This window comes from Hamadaea sp. (assembly GCF_013362815.1).
Taxonomy (GTDB): Bacteria; Actinomycetota; Actinomycetes; order Mycobacteriales; family Micromonosporaceae; genus Hamadaea.
This window is the reverse complement of record NZ_JABFVK010000010.1, coordinates 1-26,313: the sequence shown is the minus strand read 5'-3', so window position 1 is coordinate 26,313 and position 26,313 is coordinate 1. Positions and strand designations below refer to the sequence as shown.

General features: G+C 68.2%; 22 protein-coding genes. 16 read left to right on the top strand and 6 right to left on the bottom strand.

The genetic code is table 11. The features are described from left to right. The first annotated feature begins 80 nt into the window (after positions 1-80). The 7 genes from HOV77_RS04455 (at position 81) to HOV77_RS04425 (ending at position 7,071) form a co-directional block, all read left to right on the top strand. Positions 81-716: a 50S ribosomal protein L25/general stress protein Ctc gene (locus HOV77_RS04455; protein ID WP_290857855.1), complete on the top strand. Its 636-nt coding sequence runs from the start codon at positions 81-83 to the stop codon at positions 714-716. 73 nt (positions 717-789) lie between these two features. Next, positions 790-1,377: an aminoacyl-tRNA hydrolase gene (pth, locus tag HOV77_RS04450; protein ID WP_290857854.1), complete on the top strand. Its 588-nt coding sequence runs from the start codon at positions 790-792 to the stop codon at positions 1,375-1,377. 82 nt (positions 1,378-1,459) lie between these two features. Further along, a complete protein-coding gene (locus HOV77_RS04445; RefSeq protein ID WP_290857853.1) occupies positions 1,460-3,016 on the top strand; it encodes a sugar transferase in 1,557 nt (518 codons plus the stop codon). 8 nt (positions 3,017-3,024) lie between these two features. Beyond that, the gene (locus tag HOV77_RS04440) at positions 3,025-3,873 is read left to right on the top strand and encodes a 3'(2'),5'-bisphosphate nucleotidase CysQ (RefSeq protein ID WP_290857883.1); all 849 of its coding nucleotides are present in this window, start codon (positions 3,025-3,027) and stop codon (positions 3,871-3,873) included. Positions 3,874-3,937: 64 nt separating this feature from the next. Further along, the gene (cysD, locus tag HOV77_RS04435) at positions 3,938-4,921 is read left to right on the top strand and encodes a sulfate adenylyltransferase subunit CysD (protein WP_290857852.1); all 984 of its coding nucleotides are present in this window, start codon (positions 3,938-3,940) and stop codon (positions 4,919-4,921) included. A gap of 65 nt (positions 4,922-4,986) precedes the next feature. Beyond that, positions 4,987-6,264, top strand: coding sequence for a GTP-binding protein (locus HOV77_RS04430; RefSeq protein ID WP_290857882.1), 1,278 nt, complete (start codon positions 4,987-4,989; stop codon positions 6,262-6,264). A gap of 207 nt (positions 6,265-6,471) precedes the next feature. After that, complete coding sequence (locus HOV77_RS04425; protein ID WP_290857851.1) at positions 6,472-7,071, top strand: 2'-5' RNA ligase family protein; 600 nt, start codon at positions 6,472-6,474, stop codon at positions 7,069-7,071. Here the strand turns inward: HOV77_RS04425 and HOV77_RS04420 are convergent. Both HOV77_RS04420 and galK read right to left on the bottom strand, forming a co-directional pair. Further along, a complete protein-coding gene (locus tag HOV77_RS04420) occupies positions 6,956-7,876 on the bottom strand; it encodes a YihY/virulence factor BrkB family protein (RefSeq protein ID WP_290857850.1) in 921 nt (306 codons plus the stop codon). The two genes, HOV77_RS04425 and HOV77_RS04420, sit on opposite strands and share 116 nt — an antisense overlap. Positions 7,877-8,119: 243 nt before the next feature. Then, positions 8,120-9,244, bottom strand: coding sequence for a galactokinase (gene galK, locus HOV77_RS04415; RefSeq protein WP_290857849.1), 1,125 nt, complete (start codon positions 9,242-9,244; stop codon positions 8,120-8,122). 94 nt (positions 9,245-9,338) lie between these two features. Between galK and HOV77_RS04410 the strand changes: the two genes are divergently transcribed. Beyond that, positions 9,339-10,736 (top strand): glycoside hydrolase family 18 protein, encoded by a 1,398-nt coding sequence (locus HOV77_RS04410; RefSeq protein WP_290857848.1) that lies wholly within the window; start codon positions 9,339-9,341, stop codon positions 10,734-10,736. 142 nt (positions 10,737-10,878) lie between these two features. Here the strand turns inward: HOV77_RS04410 and galE are convergent, their stop codons facing one another. After that, positions 10,879-11,850 carry a UDP-glucose 4-epimerase GalE gene (gene galE / locus HOV77_RS04405; RefSeq protein WP_290857847.1) on the bottom strand — a complete coding sequence of 324 codons (972 nt, stop codon included), beginning with the start codon at positions 11,848-11,850 and terminating at the stop codon, positions 10,879-10,881. A 130-nt stretch (positions 11,851-11,980) separates the two neighbouring features. On the opposite strand from galE, the gene HOV77_RS04400 reads away from it, so the two are divergent. Continuing rightward, positions 11,981-12,862 (top strand): hemolysin family protein, encoded by an 882-nt coding sequence (locus HOV77_RS04400; RefSeq protein WP_290857846.1) that lies wholly within the window; start codon positions 11,981-11,983, stop codon positions 12,860-12,862. A gap of 162 nt (positions 12,863-13,024) precedes the next feature. Beyond that, complete coding sequence (trpS, locus tag HOV77_RS04395; RefSeq protein ID WP_290857845.1) at positions 13,025-14,050, top strand: tryptophan--tRNA ligase; 1,026 nt, start codon at positions 13,025-13,027, stop codon at positions 14,048-14,050. A 322-nt stretch (positions 14,051-14,372) separates the two neighbouring features. Here the strand turns inward: trpS and HOV77_RS04390 are convergent, their stop codons facing one another. The 3 genes from HOV77_RS04390 to HOV77_RS04380 all read right to left on the bottom strand — a co-directional run bounded on the left by HOV77_RS04390 (position 14,373) and on the right by HOV77_RS04380 (position 18,684). Beyond that, positions 14,373-15,989, bottom strand: a complete 1,617-nt coding sequence (locus HOV77_RS04390) for a glycoside hydrolase family 13 protein (protein WP_290857844.1) — start codon at positions 15,987-15,989, stop codon at positions 14,373-14,375. 29 nt (positions 15,990-16,018) lie between these two features. Then, positions 16,019-17,461 carry an alpha-amylase family protein gene (locus HOV77_RS04385; RefSeq protein WP_290857843.1) on the bottom strand — a complete coding sequence of 481 codons (1,443 nt, stop codon included), beginning with the start codon at positions 17,459-17,461 and terminating at the stop codon, positions 16,019-16,021. Positions 17,462-17,661: 200 nt separating this feature from the next. Further along, the gene (locus HOV77_RS04380) at positions 17,662-18,684 is read right to left on the bottom strand and encodes a LacI family DNA-binding transcriptional regulator (RefSeq protein ID WP_290857842.1); all 1,023 of its coding nucleotides are present in this window, start codon (positions 18,682-18,684) and stop codon (positions 17,662-17,664) included. A gap of 164 nt (positions 18,685-18,848) precedes the next feature. On the opposite strand from HOV77_RS04380, the gene HOV77_RS04375 reads away from it, so the two are divergent. From HOV77_RS04375 to HOV77_RS04350, 6 genes are all read left to right on the top strand, one after another. Then, the gene (locus HOV77_RS04375) at positions 18,849-20,105 is read left to right on the top strand and encodes a maltose ABC transporter substrate-binding protein (RefSeq protein ID WP_290857841.1); all 1,257 of its coding nucleotides are present in this window, start codon (positions 18,849-18,851) and stop codon (positions 20,103-20,105) included. Positions 20,106-20,118: 13 nt separating this feature from the next. Further along, positions 20,119-21,798, top strand: a complete 1,680-nt coding sequence (locus tag HOV77_RS04370; RefSeq protein ID WP_290857840.1) for an ABC transporter permease subunit — start codon at positions 20,119-20,121, stop codon at positions 21,796-21,798. Beyond that, positions 21,795-22,637, top strand: coding sequence for a sugar ABC transporter permease (locus HOV77_RS04365; protein ID WP_290857839.1), 843 nt, complete (start codon positions 21,795-21,797; stop codon positions 22,635-22,637). The genes HOV77_RS04370 and HOV77_RS04365 overlap by 4 nt, the downstream gene beginning before the upstream one ends. Before the next feature lie 140 nt (positions 22,638-22,777). After that, on the top strand, positions 22,778-24,586 hold the full coding sequence (locus HOV77_RS04360) for a glycoside hydrolase family 13 protein (protein ID WP_290857838.1): 1,809 nt from the start codon (positions 22,778-22,780) through the stop codon (positions 24,584-24,586). A gap of 10 nt (positions 24,587-24,596) precedes the next feature. Next, on the top strand, positions 24,597-24,944 hold the full coding sequence (locus tag HOV77_RS04355) for a hypothetical protein (RefSeq protein ID WP_290857837.1): 348 nt from the start codon (positions 24,597-24,599) through the stop codon (positions 24,942-24,944). Between the two features lie 266 nt (positions 24,945-25,210). Continuing rightward, entirely contained in the window at positions 25,211-26,278 is a 1,068-nt protein-coding gene (locus HOV77_RS04350) for a BMP family ABC transporter substrate-binding protein (RefSeq protein WP_290857836.1), read from the top strand. Positions 26,279-26,313 lie beyond the last annotated feature (35 nt).

Sequence of the window (26,313 nt, the reverse complement as noted above, 5' to 3'; positions counted from 1 at the left end):
TGGTGCTCCGGGTCTGTGCCCGTGCGCCCTCGCGTCGGCCCACGACAGCCAGCCAGCCCGTTGAGCCAGGAGTATGAACCGTGTCTGAGGTAAAGATCAGCGCCGAGCCGCGTACGGAGTTCGGCAAGGGCGGCGCGCGCCGCACCCGCCGCGCCGGCAAGGTGCCCGCAGTCGTCTACGGGCATGGCGAGGCGCCCAAGCACATCGCCCTGCCCGCCCGGGAGTTCGCCGCCGCGATCCGCCACGGCGGCATGACCACCGTCTTCGAGCTGCTCGACGAGGACGGCACCAAGACCCTCGCGCTGCCGAAGGCGATTCAGCGTGACCCGATCCGGGACACCTTCGAGCACGTCGACCTCGTCATCGTCAAGCGCGGCGAGAAGGTCACCGTGGACGTCCCGGTGCACCTGATCGGCACCGCGGCCGCCGGCACCCTCGTGGTGACCGAGCACGACCGCGTCTCGATCGTCGCCGAGGCGCTGCACCTGCCGGAGTCGCTCGAGGCGTCGATCGACGGCCTGGAGGCCGGTTCGCACGTCACCGCCGGTGACCTCAAGCTGCCGCGCGGCGTCGAGCTCGCGACCGACGCGGAGACCACCATCGCCGTCGTCAGCGTCGCGCCGACCGCCGAGCAGCTCGAGGGCGAGACCGCCGAGGCGGCCGAGGAGGCGGAGGAGGCCGAGGCCGCCGAGGCCGAGGCTCCCGCCGAGAGCTGAGCAACCTCGTCGAGAAAGGCCGCCACGATGTGGCGGCCTTTCTCATCTGGCATGGTGTACGCGGGAGGTTCGTGTGAGCACGTGGCTGGTGGTCGGGCTGGGTAACCCGGGCCCGCAGTACGCGCACAACCGGCACAACGTCGGTTTCATGGTCGCCGACCTGTTGGCCAAGCGGGTCGGTGGATCGTTCGCGCGCAAGACCCGTGGCGGGGTCGCCGAGGTGGCCGAGGGCCGGCTCGGGTACGGCGTGGATGCCCCGAAACTGGTGCTGGCCAAGCCGATGACCTACATGAACCTGTCGGGCGGGCCGGTCGCCGCGCTGGCCCTGTTCTACAAGGTGCCGCCGGCGCAGGTCATCGCCGTGCACGACGAGCTGGACATTCCGTACGGCCAGATCCGGATGAAGCAGGGCGGCGGCGAGGGCGGCCACAACGGCCTGCGGTCGATGAGCAAGTCACTGTCGACAAAGGACTACCTGCGGCTGCGGTTCGGCATCGGCCGCCCGCCCGGCCGCCAGGATCCGGCCGATTACGTCCTCTCCGACTTCTCCGCCGCCGAGCGCAAGGAACTCGAATTCCTCGTCGACCGCGCGGCCGACGCGGTGGAGTCGTTGATCGTCAAAGGTTTGGAACCAACCCAGAACGCGTACCACGCGGCGTGACGTCGCCGCTGCTCACCCGTTGAACATGCCGACATAACGGGCGTCCGGAGCGCGCCCGTTCGTCGGCGAGCGGGGGTGCGGGATGGACGAGCAACGGCGTCGTAACGGACCTCGCCCGCATCCGCGTGTCGCGGAGTCGCCCGTACCGCCGATCCTGGACACCCGGCCGCTCACGGAGGTCGACACCGTCGTCCTGCCGCGCATTCTGCCGGGGGCGTACCAGTATGTGCATCCCGCGCACGTGCGGCGGGCGCGCCGCTGGGAGACGCGGTATCAGCTCACCCTGATCCTCGCCGACTTCCTCGTCGGTCTCGGCGCGGGCTGGCTCGCCTTCCACCTGCGGTTCAGCCAGCTGACCTCGTACACCCGGATCTACTTCGTGCTCTCGGCGCTGCTGCCGATCGGGCTGGTCCTGGTGCTGGCGTTGGCCCGGGCGTACGACACGAGGTTCCTCTACGTCGGCACCGACGAGTACGACCGCGTCATCCGGGGCGGTCTGGCGTTGACCGCCGGGATCGCGATCGTCTCGTACGCCTTGGAACTGCCGACCGCGCGTACGTATGTGCTCGTCGCACTGCCGGCGGCGACGGCCACCGTGATCGTGGCACGGTTCGCCCTGCGGAAACGACTGCACCGCCGCCGCTTGCGAGGCGACTGCCTGCGCCGGGTGATCGTGGTCGGGCACGAGCTGGCGGTCGTCGCGATCACCCATCAGCTGCGCCGCGAACGGTTCCACGGTCTCGACGTGGTCGGCGCGTGCGTTCCGGCCGACGGCGACGGGCAGGTCGGGCTGCCGGTCTTCGGCACCTTCGACGAGGTCGCCGAGGCGGTACGCCGCGCCGGCGCGGACACCGTGATCGTGCTGAGCTGCCCCGAACTGGACGGGCAACGGCTACGGCGGCTCGCCTGGCGGCTGGAGGGCGACGACGTCGACCTCATCGTGGCGAGCGCGCTCATGGACGTCGCGGGCGATCGCACGACCCTGCGGCCGGTCGACGGCCTGCCGATGCTGCACGTCGATCACCCCCGGTTGTCCGGCGGCAGCCGGGTGATCAAGGAGATGGTCGACCGCGCCGGAGCGGCCCTGCTCATCGTGCTGCTCTCGCCGTTGTTCGGCTTCATCGCGTGGCGCATCCGGCGGGATTCGCCGGGCCCGGTGCTGTTCCGCCAGGTGAGAGTCGGCCGGGACAGCCGCGAGTTCCGCATCTACAAGTTTCGTACGATGCATGTCGACGCAGAGGCGCGTCTGAGCGAACTTCGACACCTCAATGAGAATGACCGGGTTCTCTTCAAGATCCGTGACGATCCCCGGGTGACCGACGTCGGACGCTGGTTGCGCCGGCTCTCCCTCGACGAGCTGCCGCAGCTGTTCAACGTCCTGGCCGGGCAGATGTCGCTGGTGGGTCCGCGCCCGCCGTTGCCGCAGGAGGTGGCCATGTACCACGACGACGTGCTGCGCCGCCTCGCGGTCAAGCCCGGCATGACCGGCCTCTGGCAGGTCTCCGGCCGCTCGGATCTGCCGTGGGAGGAAGCCGTCCGGCTCGACCTGCGGTACGTCGAGAACTGGTCGCTCTCGTTGGACCTGGTGATCTTGTTGCGCACGCTCACCGCCGTGGTACGCACATCTGGGGCCTACTGATGACCGACATGCTGGACGCCGAACTCGCCCGTCACCTCGCCACCCGGGCCGGGGAACTGCTGCTCGACCTGCGGACGGAGGTCGGTTTCGCCGATCCCGGCCGACTCCGGGCCGAGGGAGATCGCCGGTCGCACGAGTTCCTCATGGCGCAGCTGGCCGCGTGGCGGCCGGAGGACGCGGTGCTCTCCGAGGAGGCGCTCGGCGCCCGGGACGCCGATGAGGCCGCCGACCGCCTGGACGCCGAACGGATCTGGATCGTCGATCCGCTCGACGGCACCCGGGAGTACGCCGAACCCGGGCGAACCGATTGGGCGGTGCACGTCGCGTTGTGGACGACGACACCAGCGAGCGCAGCCCGCAGGAGACGGCGTACCAGTGGAGCATTGAAGAGCGAGAAGGGACGGCTAGCCGCCGGCGCGATCGCCTTGCCCGCTCAGGGCAGTGTGCTCGCCACGGACAGCGCGCCGCAGTCGCCGCCGGAGCAGACCGCGCACGGCGCGCAGGTACGCATCGCGGTGAGCCGCAGCCGGCCCCCGGAGTTCGTGGCGCGAGTGGCCGAGGAGCTGGGCGCGGTGCCGGTGCCGATGGGCTCGGCCGGCGCGAAGATCGCCGCGGTGATCGCCGGCGAGGCCGACGCCTACCTGCACGCGGGCGGGCAGTACGAGTGGGACTCCGCCGCGCCGGTCGCGGTGGCGCTGGCCCAGGGTCTGCACGCGTCCCGGCTGGACGGCTCGCCGTTGATCTACAACCAGGCCGACCCGCGGCTGCCCGACCTCCTGGTGTGTCGCCCGCGGCTGGCCCGCCCGCTGTTGGAGGCGATCGAGCGGGAACTGTTGACCACGTCACAGGCCGGTTGAACCGTCGTCGATCGCCGGGTAGCTTAATTCCCCAGCAAAGCACTAGGAAAGGTCTGGAAATCTGATGTCCCAGGCTGACCGCACGCAGACCGAACTTCTGGCCGCTCACGCGAGCGCTCCCGGCAGCGGCTCACGCGAGCGCTCCCCGGCTATGTATCGGATATCGCACCTGGACGCTCTCGAAGCGGAGAGCGTCTTCGTCATGCGCGAGGTCGCCGCGGAGTTCGAACGCCCGGTGCTGCTGTTCTCCGGCGGCAAGGACTCGATCGTCATGCTCCGGCTGGCCGAGAAGGCCTTCCACCCCGGCCGCATCCCGTTCCCGGTGATGCACGTCGACACGGGCCACAACTTTCCCGAGGTGATGGAGTACCGGGATCGTCGGGTCGCCGAGCTCGGCGTGCAGCTGGTGGTCGCGAGCGTGCCCGACGCGCTGGAGCGGGGACTGGTACGCGAGCCTGCTGACGGCACCCGCAACCGCATCCAGACTCCGGTGCTGCTCGACGCGGTCGAGAAGTACCGCTTCGACGCCTTGTTCGGCGGAGCGCGCCGGGATGAGGAGAAGGCCCGAGCCAAGGAGCGCGTCTTCAGCTTCCGCGACGAATTCGGCCAATGGGACCCGCGCAACCAGCGTCCTGAGCTGTGGTCGCTTTACAACTCCAAGATCAGCCCCGGCGAGTCGATCCGGGTGTTCCCGCTGTCCAACTGGACCGAGCTGGACGTCTGGCACTACATCGCTCGCGAGCGCATCGACCTTCCCTCGATCTACTTCGCCCATGATCGTGAGGTCGTCGACCGGGGCGGCATGCTCTTCGGCGTCAACGAGTACATCCGGCCCCGGGCCGGGGAGACCGTCACCAAGCGCCGGGTCCGCTACCGCACCGTCGGCGACGCGAGCCTGACCGCTGCGGTGCCGTCCGAGGCCGACACCGTGGAGAAGGTGATCGACGAGGTCGCCTCGACCCGGATCACCGAACGCGGGGCGACCCGCGGCGACGACAAGGTCAGCGAGGCGGCGATGGAAGACCGCAAGCGTGAGGGGTATTTCTGATGGGCTTGTCGCAGATCAAACCCGATGAGTCGGCTGCGCCGACGCTGACGAGCCCGCCCGCCCGCATGACTGTGTCTCCGGTCGACAAAGTCGACATGCTCCGGTTCGCCACCGCCGGATCGGTCGACGACGGCAAGTCCACGCTCATCGGCCGCCTGCTCTACGACACCAAGTCGTTGTTCACCGATCAGCTCGAAGCGGTCGAGGCGGTCAGCGCGGCGCGGGGCGACGAGTACACCAACTTGGCGTTGCTCACCGACGGGCTGCGAGCGGAACGCGAGCAGGGCATCACCATCGACGTCGCGTACCGGTATTTCGCCACGCCCCGGCGCAAGTTCATCATCGGCGACACCCCCGGGCACATTCAGTACACCCGGAACATGGTCACCGGAGCATCCACTGCGGACCTCGCGATCATCCTGGTGGACGCCCGCAAGGGCCTGGTCGAGCAGTCTCGGCGGCACGCGTTCCTCTGCTCCCTGCTGCGGGTGCCGCACCTGGTGCTCTGCGTCAACAAGATGGACCTCGTGGACTACTCGCAGGAGGTCTTCGACTCCATCGCCGACGAGTTCGCGTCGTTCGCCGCCAAGCTGGATGCGCCGGACCTCACCGCGATCCCGATCTCGGCGCTCAACGGCGACAACATCGTCAGCCGCAGTGAGAACATGCCCTGGTATGAGGGGCCGTCGCTGCTGCACCACCTGGAGCACGTGCACATCGCGTCCGACCGCAACCTCGTCGACGTTCGCTTCCCGGTGCAGTACGTCATCCGGCCCCAGTCCTCGGCCGTCCTCGATTACCGCGGGTACGCCGGCCAGGTTTCGTCCGGCGTACTGAAGCCCGGTGACGAGGTGCTCGTCCTGCCCAGCGGCCTCACCACCCGCATCGCCGGGATCGACACCGCCGACGGGCCAGTCGAAGAGGCGTTCCCGCCCATGTCGGTGACCGTCCGGCTGGAAGACGAGATCGACATCGCCCGTGGCGACCTCATCTGCCGTCCGCACAACGCTCCGGCGGTGGCCCAGGACATCGAGGCGATGGTCTGCTGGATGGACGAGAGCGCGCCGCTCGCCGTCGGGGGCAAGTACGCCATCAAGCACACGACGCGGTCGGTACGCGGCATCGTCAAGGCCCTGAACTACCGGCTCGACATCAACACGCTGCACCGGGACGAGTCGGCTTCCTCGCTGGGGCTCAACGAGATCGGCCGGATCCGGCTGCGTACGACGCAACCGCTGCTGGTCGACGAGTACCGGCGGAACCGCACGACCGGCGGGTTCATCATCATCGACGAGGTGACGAACCGGACCGTCGGCGCGGGGATGATCGTTTCCGCGTCCTGAGGCTGCCTTCTTCGCGCGCTGGATCAGGGTTCTCGGTCGAATCTTGCCCCAAGATTCGACCCGGAACCCTGATCCAGCGCGAACGCTTTCGTGAATGAGGGCGGGTTCAGCTCGCGCGATCCCGGCGAACGGGTGATGATCGCTGGAGGAACGGACGATCCTCGCCGGGATCAGGATGGCTACAGTCCCGTCCGAAAGGGGGCGGCCATGACGCAGACCGTCCGGATCGGCGTGGCGGTCGACGTCCCGCCCCCGTGGGGACCGCAGCTGACCCGCCATCGCATCGAGGCGGGGGATCCGCTGGGCACAGCCATCCCCGCCCACGTCACGTTGCTCGGGCCGACCGAGATCGACCCGGCCGACCTGGACGCGATCGAGCGGCACCTCGCCGTGGTGGCCGCTGAGCATACGGAGTTCGAGCTGCTCCTGAGGGGAACGGGCACCTTCCGGCCGATCACCGAAGTCGTCTTCGTCGCCGTCGCCGCCGGGATCAGCGAATGCGAGCAGCTGGCCGCCGCCATCACCGCGACGCCGGAACTACAACGTCCGCGGCACTACCCGTACCACCCGCACGTGACGGTGGCTCAGGACGTGCCCGAACCGGCGCTCGACGACGTCTTCGAGAAGCTGGCCGGGTTCGAGGCCCGATTCGAGGTCAGCGAATTCACGCTCTTCACGCATACCGGGGACATCAAGTCGCCGGCGAACCGCTGGCACCCCCAGCGGGACTATCGGCTGGCGGGTCCGCCGGCTCCGGCTGGTCTTCCGGCGGGTCGGCCGGGCGTGGCCCAGCGGCCAGGTCGATGAACCGTCCTCGGGTCGAGGCAGCGGCCAGCGCCGCCCCCCAGAGCACGATCTGGTTGAAGAAGTAGAGGTAGAGCAGCAGTACGCCGGTCGTCGCGATCACCGTCGCGGTCGGATAGAACCGCAATGAGTGCGTGATGTACGCCCGGCCGCCCCAGTTGAGCAGCGACACGGCGATTCCCACGATGATCGCCGGGGGGATCAGCCGCCGGGGCTGGACGTGCAGGCGGGGTAGCACGGTCAGCAGCGCGGCCCCGATGAAGCTGTTGACCAGGAGGGTCACGGCAGCGGTCGACAGCGTCAGCCAGATCGACGACGTGTCCCCGGAGATCCAGCTGAACAGGGCCGAGGACAGGTCGATGACGGCCAGCGAGAGGCCCAGGACGAGGGTCAGCGCCAGGAGCATCCCGAGATCCACCACGCGGCGGATGAACAGGTTGCCCGGGTGCTGCTCGAGCCGCCAGATCGCCCGTTGCGACGTCCGGAAGGCGTCGACCCAGCCGAGCCCGGTGAAGACGAGACCGACCAGACCGAAGATGCCGATCGCGGTCGAGTTGGCCTGCAACTGCTCCGGCTGGAAGGTCGGCAGCGTCTGGGCGAGCCAGTCGGTGACGGCGCCCTTGACCGTGTCGTTCGAGCTGAACACCATACCGAATACGGAGAACGCGACCAGGGACAGCGCGAACAGTGCGAAGAAGGCGTAGTAGGCGATCGCGGCGGCGAGACGGCCGCCTAGTACCTCCGAGTAGCGCTCCTTTGCGCCCCAGAAGTTGTCGAAGACCCCGGATCGTTTCCGTGCGGCGGCCACGGAATCTTCATAGCGCCCCAGCGCCGCGCTGCCAAGCCGCTGGATCCGTCGGAAGATCGCCACCACCCGTTCATCTTCGCGGATGCGGGTTGGTTGTGGCGCGCGCTCCCCGCCGGATCATGGTTCTGTGTCGAATCTTGACTGACCGCACTCCCGGCGGCTCGCCCGAGAGGCTCCCCGGCGAGATTCGACCGGGAACCCTGATCCAGCGCAGAAGGCTAGCGGGCGTAAGCCCAGCGGGCGTCAGATCCGGCCGGCGCCGGCGCTCGGCACGGCCTTGAACGCGGCCGGCTCGGCGAACCCGTGCTCGGCGAACGCCTTCGCCACCGCGTCGGCGACGCTGTCCACGTGGTCGGCGTCGACGAGGGCGATCACGCAGCCGCCGAAGCCGCCGCCGGTCATGCGCGCGCCGTACGCCCCCGCCGTCAACGCGGCGGTCACGGCGACGTCCAACTCCGGCACGGTCACCTCGAAGTCGTCCCGCAGCGACGCATGCGAGGCGGTCATCAGCGGCCCGATCTCCCGGTGCCGCCCCGAGCGCAGCAGCTCGATGGTGTCCAGCACCCGCTGATTCTCGGTGATCGCATGGCGCGCACGGCGTACCAGTAGATCGTTGGAAAGCCGGTCCAGATCGGCCGGGACCGCGTCGCGAAGAGCGGCCACCCCCAGCTCGGCCGCCGCCTGCTCACAGGCGGCCCGGCGCGCGCCGTATTCGCCGTCCGCGTGGCTGTGCGGCGCGCGGGTGTCGACCACGAGGATGGCCAGTCCGTCCGCGGCCAGATCGAACGGGATCTGCTCGGTACGCAGCGAGCGGCAGTCCATGAACAGCGCATGCCCGGCGGTGCAGAGGATGGAGGCGGACTGGTCGAGAATGCCGGTCGGCGCGCCCACGTAGTTGTTCTCGGCATGTTGCGCGAGCCGGGGACGGTCGGCGACGGGGAGGTCGAGACCGCCGAGGTCGGCCAGCGCGGTCAGCACCGCGCACTCGAGGGAGGCCGACGACGAGAGACCGGAGCCGATCGGCACGTCGGAGGCGATGGTGAGGCGGGCGCCGGGAACCTGATGGCCCTGCTCGGCCAGCGCCCAGACCACGCCCGCGACGTACGCCGCCCACCCGTCGACCTTGGCGTCGAGGGTGAACTCGACGGTGTCGCCGCTCAGCTCCGAGGTGACCGACCAGCGTTGCTCTGCGAGCACGTCGGCGGCGACCGCGGTGCGGTGCGGCAGGGCGAAGGGCAGGACGAATCCGTCGTTGTAGTCGGTGTGCTCGCCGATGAGGTTCACGCGACCGGGAGCGGCCCAGACGCCGACCGGCTCCGCCCCGTAAAGGTGCTGGAAGAGGTCGTGCGCGCGGACGGCTGCTGTCATGGGCTGGATGGTAGTCGGCGTACATCGGGGCAGCCCAGCGGCCCTATCTGTTAGGACTCTTGACAGATGCTCGGTTGGGAGTGAGGGTCGTCACATGATTCGTTCACTCGTCAGGCCGGGCGTCGCGGTGGCGGCGGCGCTCGCCGTCGGCGTCGCGCTCCTGCCTCCGCAGGCCGCCAGCGCCGGCGCCCCTCACGGCGGGCAGGCGCCGAAGAAGGTCGTGTCGGCCTACTTCGCCGACTGGAACGTCTACGGGCGGGGCTACTACGTCAAAGACATCCCCGTCGACAAGCTCAACGTCATCCAGTACGCCTTCGGCGTACCCACCTTCGACGCGGCCACGGAGACCCCCGGCTGTTCCGTCCTCGACCCGTGGGCGGACTTCCAGCAGGTCTACTGGTCGGGCGACAACACCGTCGACGGGGTCGCCGACAACTACCCCGACCAGCACCTCTACGGCAACTTCAACCAGCTCCGCAAGCTCAAGGCGGCCAACCCCGGGCTGAAGGTCGAGATCTCCCTCGGTGGCTGGACCAAGTCCACGCACTTCGCCCAGGTCGCCAAGACCGCCGCCCGCCGTGAGGCGTTCGTCGCGTCCTGCATCGACACCTTCATCAAGGGCAACCTGCCGACCGGTGGCTGGCCGGAGAACGCGGGCGGCATCGGCGCCGCGGCGGGCGTCTTCGACGGCATCGACCTCGACTGGGAGTACCCGACGGCGCTCGCCGGCGGGAATGCGGATTACGGTCCCGAGGACCGGCACAACGCCACCCTCCTGGCTCAGGAGTTCCGTCGTCAGCTCGACGCGCTCGGCCGGGAAACCGGGCAGCACTACCTGCTGACCGCGGCGCTGCCGGCGGCGAAGAACTCCACCAAGTACTACGAGCTGCGGGACTTCGTGAAGCAGCTCGACTGGGCCAACATCATGACCTATGACTTCAACGTCATGGGTGGCGCCGTCGCAGCGCACGACACGCTGTTCACCCGGGACCCCCGGGACCCGAACGCGTCCGACTGGACGTGGAACACCGTCGGCACCGTCGCGTACTACCTGACGCAGGGCGTACCGGCGAACAAGATCGTGGTGGGCGTGCCGTTCTACGCCAACCAGTACATCCGGTCGGACGCCGGGCTCTACGGTCCGTTCGACAACACGGGTCTCGACGGGGATTCGCTCCAATGGGACCAGAAGCCCCAGCCGTCCTATCACGACCTGGTGGACGTGGCGGGGATCATCGACGCCAACGGGTACACCCGCAGATGGAACGCCCTGGCCGGTGAGCCCTACCTGGTCAACCCGGCGGGCGTACACGCTTTGAGCAGCGGCACGGTGACGGTCGCGACGACCATCTGCTACTCGGACCCGAAGTCGATCGGGGAGCGTACGGCTCTGGTCAAGGCTCTCGGCCTTCGGGGTGCGATGGCCTGGGAGATCTCTCAGGACTCCAACGACGGCGCGTTGATCGGGGCGCTCGCTCCCATCCTGGGCTGACCGCTTGCGTCCTGGGACGGCTTGATCGTCTCTGTCTCCGGAAGCTTGATCAACTCTGTATCCGGGATAACGTCCCTATTCTCGCGGGAATAGCGACGTTATCCCGGATAACGCGCAAGCACCCGGCGCGTCCAGCGCGCGGTCAGCGGCGCGTGTAGAAGGCCCAAGCGTCAGCGACGATCGCCTCAAGCGAGGTACGCGAAGGAGTCCACCCGAGCTCGGCCTGAGCGAGGGCGGAGGAGGCGTACAGGGAGGCGGGGTCGCCGGGCCGTCGCGGAAGCCACTCGACCGGAACGGGGTGCCCAGTCACGGTACGCACAGCGTCGACGACCTGAGCGTTGGAGAACCCGGTCCCGCTGCCGAGGTTGTAGATCTTGTGTTCGCCGGGCACCGCTGCGGCCAATGCGAGCAGGTGGGCTTCGGCCAGGTCGGCGACGTGGATGTAGTCGCGGATGCAGGTGCCGTCGGGCGTCGGGTAGTCGTCGCCGAACAGCGGCAGCTTCTCCCGCTTCCCGGCCGCCACTTCGAGGGCGATCGGGATCAGGTGGGTCTCCGGATCGTGGCGCTCGCCGATCATCGTTTCGGTCGAGCGTACAAATGCTCCGGCGACGTTGAAGTAGCGCAAGCTGACCGCGGCGAGTTTGTGCGCGCGGGCCTCGGAGGCGATGGCCAGGTCGACGGCGAGCTTGGTGGCGCCGTAGGTGTTGATCGGCATGGTGACGGCGCGCTCGGTCAGCGGCAGCTCGGACGGCTCGCCGTAACAGGCGGCGGTGGACGAGAAGATCAGCTTCTTCACCCCGGCCGTACGCATCGCGTCCAGCAGGTTGAGCCCCGCCCGGGTGTTGGCCTCCCAGTGCAGCTCGGGATGGGCCATCGACTCGCCGGCGGAGATGAGCCCCGCGAAGTGCAGTACGCCGTCGAAGCCGGCGTCGGGCGTGAGCACCTCGCCGACCTCCTGCACCCGGGCCTGCACGAAGGTGGCCTCGGCGGGGACCTGGTCGGCGTCGTTGCGCGACAAGTCGTCCAGGACCACCACCTCGTGGCCGGCGTCGAGCAGCAGGCGGGTGACGGTCGCGCCGACGAATCCGGCACCCCCGGTGACGAGCAGCTTCATGAGACCTCCCTAACGGTTCGCTGGCAACACTACGTGCTGCTGGGACCCCGGCCGCGTGGAGTCGTACCATGCAAAGATGCCCGATGGTCATAGACCCGGACTCTTTGCTCGAACTCTGTCCCCGTGGATCATGAGGGTCCTGCGGGAGCGGCTCAGCGAGGATCAGCTGCGTGCCCTCGTGACCACCAACATCCACCTCGGCGGCGACGAACGCCGCATCATCGACGACGTCTGGGCCAGCGGTAACTCGCTGATCCGCGAGGTCATGGTGCCCCGGCCGGATGTGGTCTTCCTCGACGCCCGCTGGGAGCGGTCGCAGGCCGAGGCGGTCGCCCGCGGCCGGCATCACTCCCGGTTCCCGGTGGTCGACGGCGACGCCGACAATGTCATCGGCTTCGTCCACCTGCGGGATCTGCTGGCGGGCGACCCGGGTGCGCCGTTGCGCGTACTGGTGCGGGAGATCATGCGTCTACCGGCGGCGATCCGGCTGCTGCCGGCCCTGTCGGAGATGCGGCGGGAACGTCACCAGCTCGCCTTGGTCGTCGACGAATACGGCGGCACCGCCGGCATCGTGACCCTCGAAGACCTCATCGAACAGCTCGTCGGCGAGATCCACGACGAGTACGACGAGGACGACGAGCCGTTCACCGGCCTGCTCCCGGCCGAGGTCGAGGGGCGGCTCAGCCTCGCCGACTTCGCCCGGCGTACCGGGGTGGAGCTGGCCCAGGGCCCCTACGAGACGCTCGGGGGCTACCTCATGGCCGCGCTCGGCCGGCTCGCCCGGGTCGGCGACACGGTCGAGGTCCCCGGGGCCGGCGTCACGCTGCGGGTGCTCGCGCTCGACGGCCGCCGGGTCGCGCGGGTCGTCCTGGCCCGGGTGGCCGAGGTTCCGCACCAGCTTCAGGCCGCGCCGGTTCCGCTCGCACTTCCAGCTGGTACGCACAACGCAGCGCTCGAAATCGGCAATCCTGCGCCAGTCGTCTCCGCCGTCCTGGCGCAGAGCCGGGACTGACCCCGCCCTCTCCCGCCCCACCCCGTCGGCCCCTGCCGCCCCACCCCGTTGATCATGAACTAAAGGTCGTTCTCGGCGGTGTGTCGTGGCGCAAACTTCATGATCAACGTCGCTGGCGCGGGGCGGTCGATGGCGCGGAGCGCGGACTGGAACAATAGGTCCATGTCTGTCGCGCCCACCGATCGCCGTCCCCGGGTCCTGTCCGGGATCCAGCCCACTGCGGACTCGTTCCACCTGGGCAACTATCTCGGTGCGGTGCGCAACTGGGTGACCATGCAGGACAGCTGTGATGCGTACTATATGGTCGTCGATCTTCACGCGATCACCGCGGGCCATGAGCCGAAGGTGCTCCGCGACCGGACGCGGGTGAGTCTGGCGCAGTTGCTGGCGTTCGGCATCGACCCGACGCGCAGCACGCTGTTCATCCAGTCGCAGGTGCCCGAGCATGCGCAGCTGGGCTGGGTGCTGAGCTGCATCACGGGCTTCGGCGAGGCCTCGCGGATGACCCAGTTCAAGGACAAGTCGTCCAAGCAGGGCGCGGAACGGGCCAGCGTCGGGCTGTTCACCTACCCGATCCTGCAGGCCGCCGACATCCTGCTCTACCAGGCCGACGCGGTGCCGGTCGGCGAAGACCAGCGCCAGCACCTGGAGCTGACCCGCGACCTCGCGCAGCGGTTCAACCACCTCTTCGGCAAGACGTTCACGCTGCCGGAGGCGTACATCCCGAAGGAGACCGCGAAGATCCTCGATCTCCAGGACCCGACGGCCAAGATGTCGAAGTCGTCGTCGACGCCGACCGGGCTGCTGGAGATCATGGAGGACCCGGCGCGATCGGCCAAGAAGATCAAGTCGGCGGTGACCGACACCGGTCGCGAAATCCTCTACGACCCCGAGGACAAGCCCGGTGTCAGCAACTTGCTGACGATCTACTCGGCCCTGTCCGGCCGGACGATCGAAGACCTGGTCTCGGCGTACGTCGGCAAGGGCTACGGCGATCTGAAGAAGGACCTCGCCGAGGTGTTCGTCGAGTTCGTGACCCCGATCCAGGCAGCCACCCGCGAGTACCTCGACGACCCGGCGCAGTTGGACAAGATGCTGGCGATCGGCGCGGAGAAGGCGCGCGCGGTGGCATCCCAGACGCTCGCCACCGTCTACGACCGCGTCGGCTTCATCCCTGCCGCCAAGTAGCCCCCTCGTTCCCCGGGGACCTTCCGCGTTCCTCCGGGGACCTTCCGCGCTCCCCGCGGGGACCTTCCGCGCGATCATGAACTAACCGGGGTGATCGACTGCGTTTTTCCAGGTCGCTGATCCTCTAACGCCCTGATCGTTCCCGTAACTAGGTGATCGACATCGGCTCCGGCTGGGCCAAAGTCGATCACCTAGTCCGGTGAACGATCAGGGCGCTGGGAACGCGACACGCCGGTCGAGCACGACCGTTAGTTCATGATCGCGCGGAGAGTCGCCCGCGGGGAGCGCGGAAAGTCGCCCGGGGGGCGCGGAAAGGGGCGGGTCAGGCGGTGAGCCAGACGGTGGTGTCGGCCGGCAGGCGGCCGTCGCCGTCGAGCGGCCCGCTCGCCAGAACCACCTCCGAGCCATAGGACGCGAGGTCGACGGGCTCACCGGAGACGTTGGCGACGACCACGAGCCCGGGTTCGCGACGCAGCACGAGTACGCCGGAAGGGCTGTCGAGCCAGGTCAAGGTTCCACCGCCCAGGGCTGGGTGTTCCTTGCGGAGCCGGAGCGCAGCGCGGTAGAGATTGAGCGTCGATGCCGGGTCGTTCTCCTGAGCTTCGGCGGTGAGGCCGGACCAGGACGCCGGCTGGGGCAGCCAAGGGCGGGCCGCACCGGCCGGGCCGAAGTCGAACCCCGTTTCCGGCGAGCCGGACCAGGGCAGCGGCACCCGGCACCCGTCCCGGCTCTCGCCCGTACGCCGGAAAGCGGGGTCCTCCCGCAGCTCGTCGGGCAGGTCGAGCACCTCGTTGAGGCCGAGTTCCTCGCCGTTGTAGAGGTACGCCGAACCCGGCAGCGCCAGCATGAGCAGCGTCCCGGCGCGGGCCCGGGCGAGACCGAGTTCCCCGTCGCCGTAGCGCGTCACGTGCCGGTGCTTGTCGTGATTGGATAGAACCCAGGTGGTCGGCGCGCCGACGAGGTCGGCCTCGGCCAGGGACTTGTCGATGACGGTCCGGAAGGACTCGGCGTCCCACGAGGCCATCATGAAGTCGAAGTTGAAGGCCTGGTGCAGTTCGTCGGCGCCGATGTAGCGAGCGAGCCGCTGGGCGTTCGGCACCCACGCCTCGGCGACGGCCATCCGGCCTCCGGCGTACGAGTCGAGGATGGGCCGCCATTCGCGGTAGATCTCGTGGACGCCGTCCTGGTCGAAGTAGGGCAGCGTGTCGTTGCCGATCATGACGACCTGCCGCTCGCCGTCGGCACTGGTACGCCCGACGTCGGGCAGGCCGTCGGCCTTGATCATCCCGTGGGCGACGTCGATGCGGAATCCGTCCACTCCGCGGTCGAGCCAGAACCGCAGGATGTCGCGGAACTCGGCGCGAACGGCCGGGTGCTCCCAGTTGAAGTCGGGCTGACCGGGGTCGAACAGGTGCAGGTACCACTGGCCGTCCGGCACCCGGGTCCAGGCCGGTCCGCCGAAGATGGACTCCCAGTCGTTCGGCGGCAGTTCGCCCTGCTCGCCTTGGCCGTCGCCGAAGATGAACAGGTCCCGCTCGGGCGCGCCCGGCCCGGCGGCAAGCGCGGCCTGGAACCACTCGTGCTCGTTCGAGCAGTGGTTGGGGACGAGGTCGACGATGATCCGGATGCCCAGCGCGTGCGCGTCGGCGGTCATGTCGTCGAAGTCGGCGAGGGTGCCGAAACGCGGGTCGACGTCGCGGTAGTCGGCGACGTCGTAGCCGCCGTCCGCCAGCGGTGAGGTGTAGAAGGGGCTGAGCCAGATCGCGTCGATGCCCAGTTCCTTGAGGTAGGGCAACCTCTGCCGGACGCCTCGCAGGTCGCCGGTCCCGTCGCCGTCGCCGTCGGCGAAGCTGCGCGGATAGACCTGGTAGACGACCGCGTCGCGCCACCAGTCGTCGTTGCCCAGGATCGTCGGGGCCGGGGCGGCGGTCGTGCTCACAGGTGGTTCCTTTCGCAGGGGGTGGAATCTCAGCGGGAAGTCAGGTCGAAGGCCAGCGCACTCTGCGCGGGAATGGTCACGGTGGCGCGGCCCGAGGCGTCGACGGTGACGGCGGTGCCATGCACGCGGTCGCGGTAGGTCCCGGCCGGAAGTCCGGTCTCGACGGTCCGGGTCACGGCGGCAGCTGCGCGGTTCAAGGCGAAGTATCCCTTGCTTGTACGCGCAAAGCCGAGCTGGTCGTCGGTTGCCCACCACTGGGACACCGGCGCGTCTCCGACCGCCGCCCGGAAGGCGACCAGGTTCAGCAGCGAGCGGTGCTCACATTCCCAGCCGTGCCCACAGGAGACCGGCAGCGTGGTGCCCTTGGCGTCGCTCGGCGGTCCGGCGTCGTAGGAGTCGAAGGTGAAGCTCGACATCACCAGCGGCGTCCCATACGGGTACGCCAGCATGAACTGCCCGGCCAACATGTGGAGCGCGCCGTCTTTGTAGGTCAACGTGGTGCCGCCGCGTTGGCTGTCGTGACTATCCACGTAGACGACGGCGGACGCGGACGGTTTGTAGTCCACCAGGGGCGTACCCGACTCGTCGCCGAGCCCTTCCAGATTGGCGAGGCTGCTGCCGGTACGCAGTGCGCGTGCCAGATCCGGGCCGTACCGGGGTTCCAGGACGGCGCCGTAGGGCAGGTACTCCTCGGCCTGGATCGGTTCGCTGACGCTGAAGAGGACTTCCTGGTAGATGACGGGAGCAGTCCCGCCGGTCGTCTTGGTCAGCTTGGCGTAGATCGCGGCCAGGTCGGTCGCGGGCACGTGTTTGGCGGCGTCGATCCGGAACCCGTCGACTCCGAGGCTGAGCAGATCGTTCAGGTACGCAGCCAGCCGATCCCGCACGGGTGAGCGCTCGGTCGCCAGGTCGGCGAGCCCGACGAGATCGCAGTTCTGCACCTCGTTGCGGTTGGTGTAGTCGGCGATCGACTTCCCACAGTGGTGGAAGTCGGCGGAGCCGTCGTAGTCCGGATAGCCGGTCTGGGTGAACTTCGTGCCGGCCGAACCGACCCCGTACAGCTGGGCCGTCATGTGATTGACGACGGCGTCGGCATAGATCTTGACGCCGGCGGCGTGGCAGGCGGTGACCATCGCGGCGAACGCCGTCCGATCACCGCGCCGGCTGCCGAGCTGGTACGAGACGGGCTGATAGTCCTGCCACCACGGATAGCCCTGGTCGGCCAGGACCACGTGTTCCTGCGGCGGCGAGACCTGGACCGCCGCCACCTCGGCCGGACCGAGCTGGTCGCGGCACTCGGTCGCGACCGACGTCCAGGGCCACTCGAAGAGGTGGACGACGACGCCGGTTGGAGCGCTCCCAGATGACAGCGACGCCGACGCCGACGGCTGGGCTTCTGCAAGGGGAGCCGCCGAGCAGCCCGCTACGGCGAGCAGCAGCGCGCATCCGGCCCGCTTTCGCCACCCGCGCACGCTGCTGCTCCTCTCCACCCGCCACCTGACTGGTGACGGGATGAAGAATGCGCTGCAAACCTTGCAAACGTCAAGCAGAAGCTTTCAGCAAGTTTCACGAGGATGGCTCTGTGCGGGTGTGTTGATCACGGTCTGGGGGACGCGACACGCCGTCGAGCACGACCGTTAGTTCATGATCAACGCGAAAAACGGGGTGGGGGTCAACGCGAAAGGGCTTGGGCGGTGGAGCCGCGTACCACCAGCTCCGGGCGGAAGACGTATTCGGAGTGCGGCGCGGGATGCCCCAGGATCTCGTCGATCAGCGCCCGCGCAGCGGCGACCGCCATGGCCCGGATGGGCTGCCGCAACGTGGTCAACGGTGGGTCGGTGAAGGCCATCAGCGGGGAGTCGTCGAAGCCGACCACGCTGAAGTCGCCGGGGACGTTCAGGCCCTTCTGCCGGGCCGCCCCGATCGCCCCGAGCGCCATCAGGTCGGAACCGCAGACGACGGCGGTCACCCCGCGGTCTAGCAGCCGGGTCGTCGCGGCGTACCCGCCTTCGACGCCGAACAGGGGCGACAGGGAGATCATCGAATCCATGTCTCGGTCGCTCAGCTGCAGCAGGCGGCGCATGGCGTCCCGGTAACCGGCGATCTTGCGCTGCACCGGCTGGAAGCGGTCGGGCCCGGAGATCAGGCCGATCCGCTTGTGACCGAGGGCGGCGAGATGGGAGACGGCGGAGTCGGCCGCCGCCCGCTCGTCGACCGACACGAACGGCGCTTCCAGGCCCTCGACGAAGCCGTTGACCAGCACGATCGGCAGCGGACGTGTCAGGAGCTTGCGGTAGCGGTCCGGATCCGACGTCGTGTCGGCATGCAGGCCGGAGACGAAGACGATGCCCGCCACCTGGCGGTCGAGCAGCATCTCGATGTACTCGTCCTCGGTCACGCCGCCGGCGGTCTGCGTACACAGGACCGGGGTGTATCCCTGCTGGGCGAGGGCCGACTCGATGATCTGAGCGAATGCCGGGAAGATCGGGTTGTCGAGCTCTGGAACTACCAGCCCGACGAGGCCCGCGCTACGTTTGCGCAGCTTGGTGGGGCGTTCATAGCCCAGCACATCGAGCGCGGTCAGCACCGCCTGGCGGGTCTCCGTCGACACCCCAGGGCGGTCGTTGAGGACCCGCGAGACCGTGGCCTCGCTCACTTCGGCCTGCCGAGCAATGTCGGCCAGACGTGCACGCATGGCGGAATGCTAACTGAACAGACAAGATCTTGCGGCTACGGGGCTGCAAGGACTTCCACTCCTTGCAAAGTCTTGCTAACGTGCGCGCAACACACAACTGCATACCCCTGGTTTGACCCCCTCCGGGCCCCTGAAGGCGTGGCCCATCTGAACAGGAGACCTTGATGCGTAGACGTACCGTCTTTGCGGCTCTGGGCGCGGCGGCGTCCGCCTCGGCGCTGGCGGCATGCGGATCGAAGGACGAGCCCACGGCGACCCCGTCGAAGGACAAGGGCAACGGCAAGCTGGTCATCTGGGCCGACACCAAGCGTTCGGCCGTGCTCAAGAAGTACGCCGACCAGTTCGGCAAGGACAACGGCGTCACCGTCGAGGTCAAGGAGATCAGCGAGAACCTGCAGCAGGTCTTCGTGACCGCCTCGCAGCAGGGCAGCGGCCCGGACGTCGTGGTCGGCGCGCACGACTGGATCGGCAACCTGGTGCAGAACGGCGCCATCGACCCGGTGCAGCTGTCCCCGCAGCAGAAGTCGCTCTTCGCGGCGGCCGCGGTCAAGGCCGTGACCTTCAACGGCCAGATCTACGGCGCCCCGTACGCGCTGGAGAACATCGCTCTCGTGCGCAACACCGACCTGGCCCCGACCGCTCCGGCGAGCATCGAGGACCTGGTCAAGGCCGGTCAGGACCTGAAGAAGTCGGGCAAGGTCAGCGAGATCCTGCTCGACCAGTGCGGCGCTTCCGGCGACGCGTACCACATCTACCCGATCTACTCCTCGGGCGGCGGCTCGCTGTTCGGCCTCACCTCGGCCGGCGACCCGGACCCGAACAACGTGACGGTCAACAGCGCCGACTCGATCGCCGCCTTCACCAAGCTCAAGGAGCTGGGCGAGAAGGGCGCCGGCGCGCTGAAGACCTCGATCGCGGCCGAGAACGTCACCGCGACCTTCACCGCCAAGAAGGCCGCCTTCTTCATCACCGGTTCGTGGAACATCGCCGACATCAAGAAGGCCGGCATCAAGTACGACATCACCCCGATCCCGGGCTTCTCCGGCGGCAAGCCGGCCCAGCCGTTCCTCGGTGTTCAGGCCTTCTTCGTCGCCAGCAAGGGCAAGAGCAAGGCGATGGCCCAGGAGTTCGTGGCGAACTACGTCACGAACAAGGAGGTCGCCAACGCCCTGTACGCCGCCGACCCGCGTCCGCCGGCGCTGCTGGCCGCGCAGGACGACGCGAAGGCCGCCGACCCGGACGTGGCGAAGTGGCTCGACGCGGGCAAGGACGGCCTGCCGATGCCGGCGATCCCCGCCATGAACGAGATCTGGGGCCCGTTCGGCAACGCCGAGGTGGCCGTGATCAAGGGTGGCGACCCGAAGACCGCCGCGGAGGCCGCGGCGAAGGCCATCAACGACGCGATCGCGAAGAAGAAGTAGGCAGACGACGCCGATGACGACGCCGAGCACGACCTCATCCGGGTCGGGTGGCGTGACGGGCGCGGGGAGCTCCGGCTCCCCGCGCTCCGGCCTGCCCGGCCAGCGCGGTTCCGACTCGAAACCGCACCGCCCCGCCGACTACCGCCCGCGCGAGATCACCGTCGGGTTCCTCGTGGGCCGGCTGATCGCGCTCGGCCTCGTCGCCGCCCTGCTGGTCTTCGGCCTGCCGCCGCTGATCCGCACCGACAACTGGATCGGTGTCGGTGTGCTGGTGGCGGCCGGCGCGGGGATCGCGTACCTCTATCTCAGCCGGCGGCACGTCCCGCTCAAATACCTCCTGCCCGGCACCGTGTTCCTGGTCGTGTTCCAACTCGTGCCGGTGATCCTGACGGTGAGCACCGCGTTCACGAACTTCGGCGACGGCCACCGCGGCACCAAGGAAGAGGCGATCACCGCCATCCAGACCAGCTCCCTCGAGCAGGTCGCCGGGGCCGCGTCGTACAACCTGTCGCCCGCGCTGAAGGACGGCAAGCTCGTCTTCCTGCTGGTCCCGGTGGACGACAAGGGCGAACCGCTGCTCGACCAGGCGAAGGTCGGTACGCCGGACGGCCTGACCGAGCTGCCCGGTCTCACCGACGCCAACCTGTCGCTGACCAAGCAGCTCTCCGAGGTCCCCGGCTACGACATCCTCAGCAAGCCGGACGCGAGCGCCCGGGGCGACGAGATCGCGAACTTCGCGGTGCCGACCGAGCAGGGCGCGATCAAGTCGAGCGGATTGAGCAAGGCGGTCGAGCTGACCTCCGTCCGCGACTACGACGCGGCCTGCGACTGCGTCAAGGACACCAAGAACGGCAAGACCTACACCGCCGACGCCAAGAACGGCTACTTCCGCAGCGCGGACGGCGAGACGATCGCCCAGGGCTGGAAAGTCAACGTCGGCCTGGCGAACTTCACCCGGATCTTCACCGACAAGACGGTCTCCGGGAACTTCTTCGCGGTCTTCGTCTGGAACTTCGCCTTCGCGGCGGCTTCGGTGCTGACCACCTTCGCGCTCGGCCTGCTGTGCGCGCTCGCGTTGCACTCGCCGCGCATGCGGGGCACCAAGATCTACCGGGTCATCATCATCCTGCCGTACGCGATGCCGTCGTTCGCGATGCTGCTGGTCTGGCGGGACATGTTCAACAAGGACTTCGGCCTGATCAACAACCTGTTCGGCTGGCACATCGACTGGCTCGGCGAGCCGATGACCGCCCGGATGTCGCTGATCCTCGTCAACCTCTGGCTCGGCTTCCCCTACATGTTCCTGGTGGCCACCGGCGCGTTGCAGGCGATACCCCGGGAGCTGACCGAGGCGTCCAGCATCGACGGGGCCACTGCCTGGCAAGGCTTCCGCCGGGTCACGCTGCCGCTGTTGCTGGTCGCGCTCACCCCGCTGCTGATCTCGTCGTTCGCGTACAACTTCAACAACTTCAACGCGATCAAGCTGGTCACCGACGGCGGGCCGTACGCCATCGACAACGCCACGGTCGGTGCGACCGACCTGTTGATCAGTTATACCTACCGGTTGGCCTTCGGCGGCATCGCGCAGCTCGGCTTCGCGGCGGCCGTCTCGGTGATCATCTTCACGCTGGTCGCCATCATGTCGATCATCGGGTTCCGGCGCAGCCGGTCGCTCGAGGAGGTCTACTCGTGACCTGGTTCAAGCGCACGGGCTGGCGGCACTTGATCGCCGTGCTCGTGGCCGTCTTCTCGCTCTTCCCGATCGTCTTCGTTGTGTCGGCGGCGTTCAACCCGCTCGGCACGCTGGCCTCGTCCAAGCTGTGGCCGACCGGCGCGAGCGCGGAGAACTTCCAGCACCTGTTCGACAACACGGCGTTCGCCCACTGGTTCATGAACTCGCTGGTCATCGCGCTCGTCTCGTCGTTCGCCAGCGTCTTCCTGAGCTTCAGCGCGGCCTACACCTTCAGCCGGATGCGGTTCCACGGCCGTCGAGTCGGGCTGCTGGCGCTGCTCCTGGTCCAGATGTTCCCGCAGTTCCTGGCGATCGTCGCGATCTTCATCCTGTTCACCGACATCACCGAGAACTGGCGCTACATCGGCTTCGACACCCCGGCCGGTCTGCTGCTGCTTTACATGGGCACGGCGCTGGGCGTGAACACCTGGCTGATGAAGGGCTTCCTCGACACGGTGCCCAAGGAACTCGACGAGTCGGCCACCGTCGACGGCGCCTCCCACGTGCAGGTCTTCTTCCGGATCATCCTGCCGCTGGTCGCGCCGATCCTCGCGGTCACCGCGATGCTCGCGTTCATCGGCACGATGAGCGAGGTGCTGATGGCCAACATCTTCCTGCGCGACCCCGAGTCCAAGACCCTCGCGGTCGGCCTTTACGGCCTGGTCGCGGGCGAGCGCAACGCCAACTTCGGAATGTTCGCGGCGGGCACGCTGCTCACCGCGGTCCCGACCGTGGGCGTCTTCCTCTACCTCCAGAAGTACATCGTCAACGGCCTCACCGCGGGCGCGGTGAAGGGCTAGCTCTCCCAGGGTTGATCATGAACCTAGGGTTCCGCTCTAGCTGTTCTGCGGAACCCTAGGTTCATGATCAACGCGAAACTGTCGCGACCCCACCATCGTGTGGGATGAAACGTCGACTTCTCACGAGAAGGGGACGCGACGTGCGTCTTATCGATCAACCCCATCATGACGGCTCCTCGCTCTACGTCTCGACCGCTCGGCCCACGCTGGGCGAGGTCGTGACTTTGCGGGTACGCGTACCAGCAGCGGCCCGGATTCGGGAAGTCTGGTTGCGGGGAACCCCGGACGGCGAACCGCGCTTCCTCCCCGTACGCCATGCCGACGGCGAGTGGTGGGCCATCCAGTACGAGGCGCGGAACCCGGTGACCAACTACCGGTTCTACTTCCTCCCGGAGGAGGGCGAGCCGTACTGGCTGACCGCCGCCGGGGTGGTGGCCGGGGATCTCACCGACACCACCGACTTCCGGCTGGTCACCTACGACGTCCCGGCCGAGTGGATGGCCGACGCGATCGTCTACCAGATCTTCCCGGACCGGTACGCCCGCGCGGCGAACGCCGGAGCGCTGGACAAGGATGACCTCCCCGACTGGGCACTGCCCCGCGAGTGGGACCTGGACGAGGTGATCGGCCGCGGTCCGGGCACCGCCGAGCAGTTCTTCGGCGGTGACCTGGACGGCGTCGTCGAGCACCTCGACCACATCCACGCGCTCGGCGTGAACACGGTCTACCTGACCCCGATCTTCCCGGCCCGGTCCAACCACCGGTACGACGCGTCCACTTTCGACGTGGTGGATCCGCTGCTCGGCGGGGATGAGGCGCTCTACCGTCTTGCCGACGCCGTCCACGCCCGGGGTATGCGGCTGATCGGCGACATCACGACGAACCACTGCGGTGACGCCCATGAGTGGTTCCAGGCTGCGGCCGAGGATCCGGATTCACCGGAACGCGAAATGTTCTACTTCGGCCCGGATTACGGCTTGGCCGACGGCGACTACGAGTCGTGGAACGGGGTCAAGAGCCTGCCCAAGCTCAACTGGGGCAGCCCGCTGACCCGGGAGCGGATGATCGGCGTACTGCGGAAGTGGTTGCACAAGCCGGACGGGTCGCCGCTGCTCGACGGATGGCGGGTCGACGTGGCGAACATGACCGGCCGCCGCGCCGAGGAGAACCGTACGCACGAGGTCGCGGCGTTGCTGCGCCGGGAGATCCTCGGCGTACGCCCCGACGCGATGCTGGTCGCGGAGCACATGCACGACTCGACCGGCGACGTCGACCACGACGGCTGGCAGGGAACCATGAACTACGGCGGGTTCACCCGCCCGATCTGGACCTGGCTCTGCGCCCCGGACACTCCGAACGACTACTTCTTCGGAGTCCCGGGCGGGGTTCCGCGGCGTACGGCGGAGTCGGTGCTGGACACCGTCCACGACTTCGGCGCCCGGATGTCGTGGCGCACCCTTGTTCACTCGTGGAACCCGCTGGACTCGCACGACTCGGCCCGGATGCGGACCGTCGCGGGAACCCGGGAGCGGCACTTGGTCGCGGTGGCCCTGCAGATGACCATGCCGGGTACGCCGATGGTCTTCGCCGGTGACGAGTTTGGTCTGACTGGGTGGAACGGGGAGAACTCCCGTACGCCGATGCCGTGGAATCGGGCGAGCGATCAGGATCGGGAGACGCTTTCGGCGTACAAGTCGCTGGTGAAATTGCGCAACGACCAGCCGGCGCTGCGCCACGGCGGCCTGCGCTGGGTGTACGCCGCCGCCGACACGCTGGCCTTCCTGCGCGAGACGGCGACCGAGACGCTGCTGGTCGTGGCGCGACGGGCCGCGAGCGGGCCGATCGACCTGGGGTTGACGGGCGCAAATCTGTACGGCGGCGCGGACCTGGTCGCGGGCGTGGTCCCGGCGACCGGCGGGCCCGACGTGCAGGTGTGGCGACTGGCGTAAGCTGCGCGGCGTGAAGGAGATCGTTCGGTACATCCTGCTGTACGCCCACCTCATCGGCTTCGCGCTGCTGCTCGGCGGCGCGGTCACCCAGTGGCTGGCCGGGAAGTTCCGGATCAACCAGGCGATGCTGATCGGCGTCTGGACCCAGCTGGTCACCGGGCTTGCGCTGTCGGCGCCGCTGCGGGACGAAGGCGACGAGCCGCCGACGGCGAAACTGATCGTGAAGCTGGTGCTGGCCCTGCTGATCTTCGGCGCCGTCTTCCCGGTACGCAAACGCGAAGAGGTCTCGAAGGGCCACTTCTTCGGCATCATCGGCATGGTTCTCGTGACTGCCGGCGTCGCCGTCTTCTGGCGCTGACAAGCTACCTCGTTCGGGCCCGCAATACCGACAAAAGCGATAGATTCCTCGAAGACGGGGATCATGACGGGTGGCTGAGGTGATCCAGTGCACCTCTTAGTCACGCGGCCATAACGGGTGCTCAACAACCGGGCACGATGATCCGCTGTTGGGCAGGGAGAGGCGTAATCTCCCGTCCGTAGATTCGTCGCAAGTTGTTTGCAACAGCAGACCTGGACTTGCGACGTCACATGGGAGAGGAGACCGTCTTGCGCCCTGCGCGTGGGATGAAGATTGCCGCGTTTGTCGCGGCCAGCGGCCTGGCGCTGTTTGCCGCCGCGTGTAGCAAGCCTGCCGACAACCCGAGCGGCGGCTCGTCGAGCGCCGCCGGTGCCGCCTACAAGGCGTGCATGGTCACCGACACGGGCGGCATCGACGACCACTCGTTCAACGCCGGCACGTGGGCGGGTATGGAGAAGGCCAAGGCCGCCAACACCGCCATCACCACGAGCTACGTGGCGTCCTCGGCGATGTCGGACTACCAGCCGAACCTGACGAACCAGGCTGCCGCGGGCTGCAAGTACATCCAGGCCGTCGGCGGTCTGATGGCCGACGCGACCACCGCCGCCGCCAAGGCGAACCCGAAGATCCAGTTCGCGATCGTCGACTCGGGCAACGGCGACCAGGCCAACGTCTACCCGATCCAGTTCGAGACCCAGCAGGCCGCGTACCTCGCGGGCTACCTGGCCGCGGGCTACTCGAAGAGCGGCAAGGTCGGCACCTACGGCGGTAAGAAGATTCCGCCGGTGACGATCTTCATGGACGGCTTCGCGGACGGCGTGAAGAAGTACAACGAGGTTCACAAGAAGAACGTCGTGCTGCTCGGCTGGGACAAGGACAAGCAGGACGGTCTGTTCACGGACGACTTCGTGAAGCAGGACGCGGGCAAGGCGAAGTCCGACGCGCTGGCCGCTCAGGGCGCCGACGTGATCATGCCGGTCGCCGGTGGCGCGGGCCTCGGCACCGCCGCCAACGCCGGCACCAAGTACACCGTGATCTGGGTGGACTCGGACGGCTGCACCACCACGAAGTACTGCTCGGTCATGCTGACCACGGTCGTCAAGAACATGACCGACCTGGTCTCGGACGCGCTCGGCAAGGCGGCGACCTCGAACGGCACGCTGCTGAACAACACGGGTGCGAAGGGCACGCTGCAGAACAACGGCGTCTCGCTCGCTCCGTACCACGAGTTCGACACCAAGATCGACGCGACCCTGAAGGCCGAGATCGACAAGCTCAAGGCCGACATCATCGCGGGCACCATCACGGTCAACTCGCCGGCTCAGCCGAAGTGACCCGCTGAATCATGGACGGGGCATAAAGTGCCCCG

Bases quoted from the DNA above. Each gene is read 5' to 3' on its own strand.
- galE (WP_290857847.1), bottom strand. From the start codon at position 11,850: ATGAAGCTGCTCGTCACCGGGGGTGCCGGATTCGTCGGCGCGACCGTC.
- HOV77_RS04380 (WP_290857842.1), bottom strand. From the start codon at position 18,684: ATGCGTGCACGTCTGGCCGACATTGCTCGGCAGGCCGAAGTGAGCGAG.
- HOV77_RS04350 (WP_290857836.1), top strand. From the start codon at position 25,211: ATGAAGATTGCCGCGTTTGTCGCGGCCAGCGGCCTGGCGCTGTTTGCC.
- HOV77_RS04430 (WP_290857882.1), top strand. From the start codon at position 4,987: ATGACTGTGTCTCCGGTCGACAAAGTCGACATGCTCCGGTTCGCCACC.
- cysD (WP_290857852.1), top strand. From the start codon at position 3,938: ATGTCCCAGGCTGACCGCACGCAGACCGAACTTCTGGCCGCTCACGCG.
- HOV77_RS04375 (WP_290857841.1), top strand. From the start codon at position 18,849: ATGCGTAGACGTACCGTCTTTGCGGCTCTGGGCGCGGCGGCGTCCGCC.
- HOV77_RS04410 (WP_290857848.1), top strand. From the start codon at position 9,339: ATGATTCGTTCACTCGTCAGGCCGGGCGTCGCGGTGGCGGCGGCGCTC.
- HOV77_RS04440 (WP_290857883.1), top strand. From the start codon at position 3,025: ATGCTGGACGCCGAACTCGCCCGTCACCTCGCCACCCGGGCCGGGGAA.
- HOV77_RS04400 (WP_290857846.1), top strand. From the start codon at position 11,981: ATGAGGGTCCTGCGGGAGCGGCTCAGCGAGGATCAGCTGCGTGCCCTC.
- galK (WP_290857849.1), bottom strand. From the start codon at position 9,244: ATGACAGCAGCCGTCCGCGCGCACGACCTCTTCCAGCACCTTTACGGG.
- HOV77_RS04445 (WP_290857853.1), top strand. From the start codon at position 1,460: ATGGACGAGCAACGGCGTCGTAACGGACCTCGCCCGCATCCGCGTGTC.
- HOV77_RS04370 (WP_290857840.1), top strand. From the start codon at position 20,119: ATGACGACGCCGAGCACGACCTCATCCGGGTCGGGTGGCGTGACGGGC.
- HOV77_RS04425 (WP_290857851.1), top strand. From the start codon at position 6,472: ATGACGCAGACCGTCCGGATCGGCGTGGCGGTCGACGTCCCGCCCCCG.
- trpS (WP_290857845.1), top strand. From the start codon at position 13,025: ATGTCTGTCGCGCCCACCGATCGCCGTCCCCGGGTCCTGTCCGGGATC.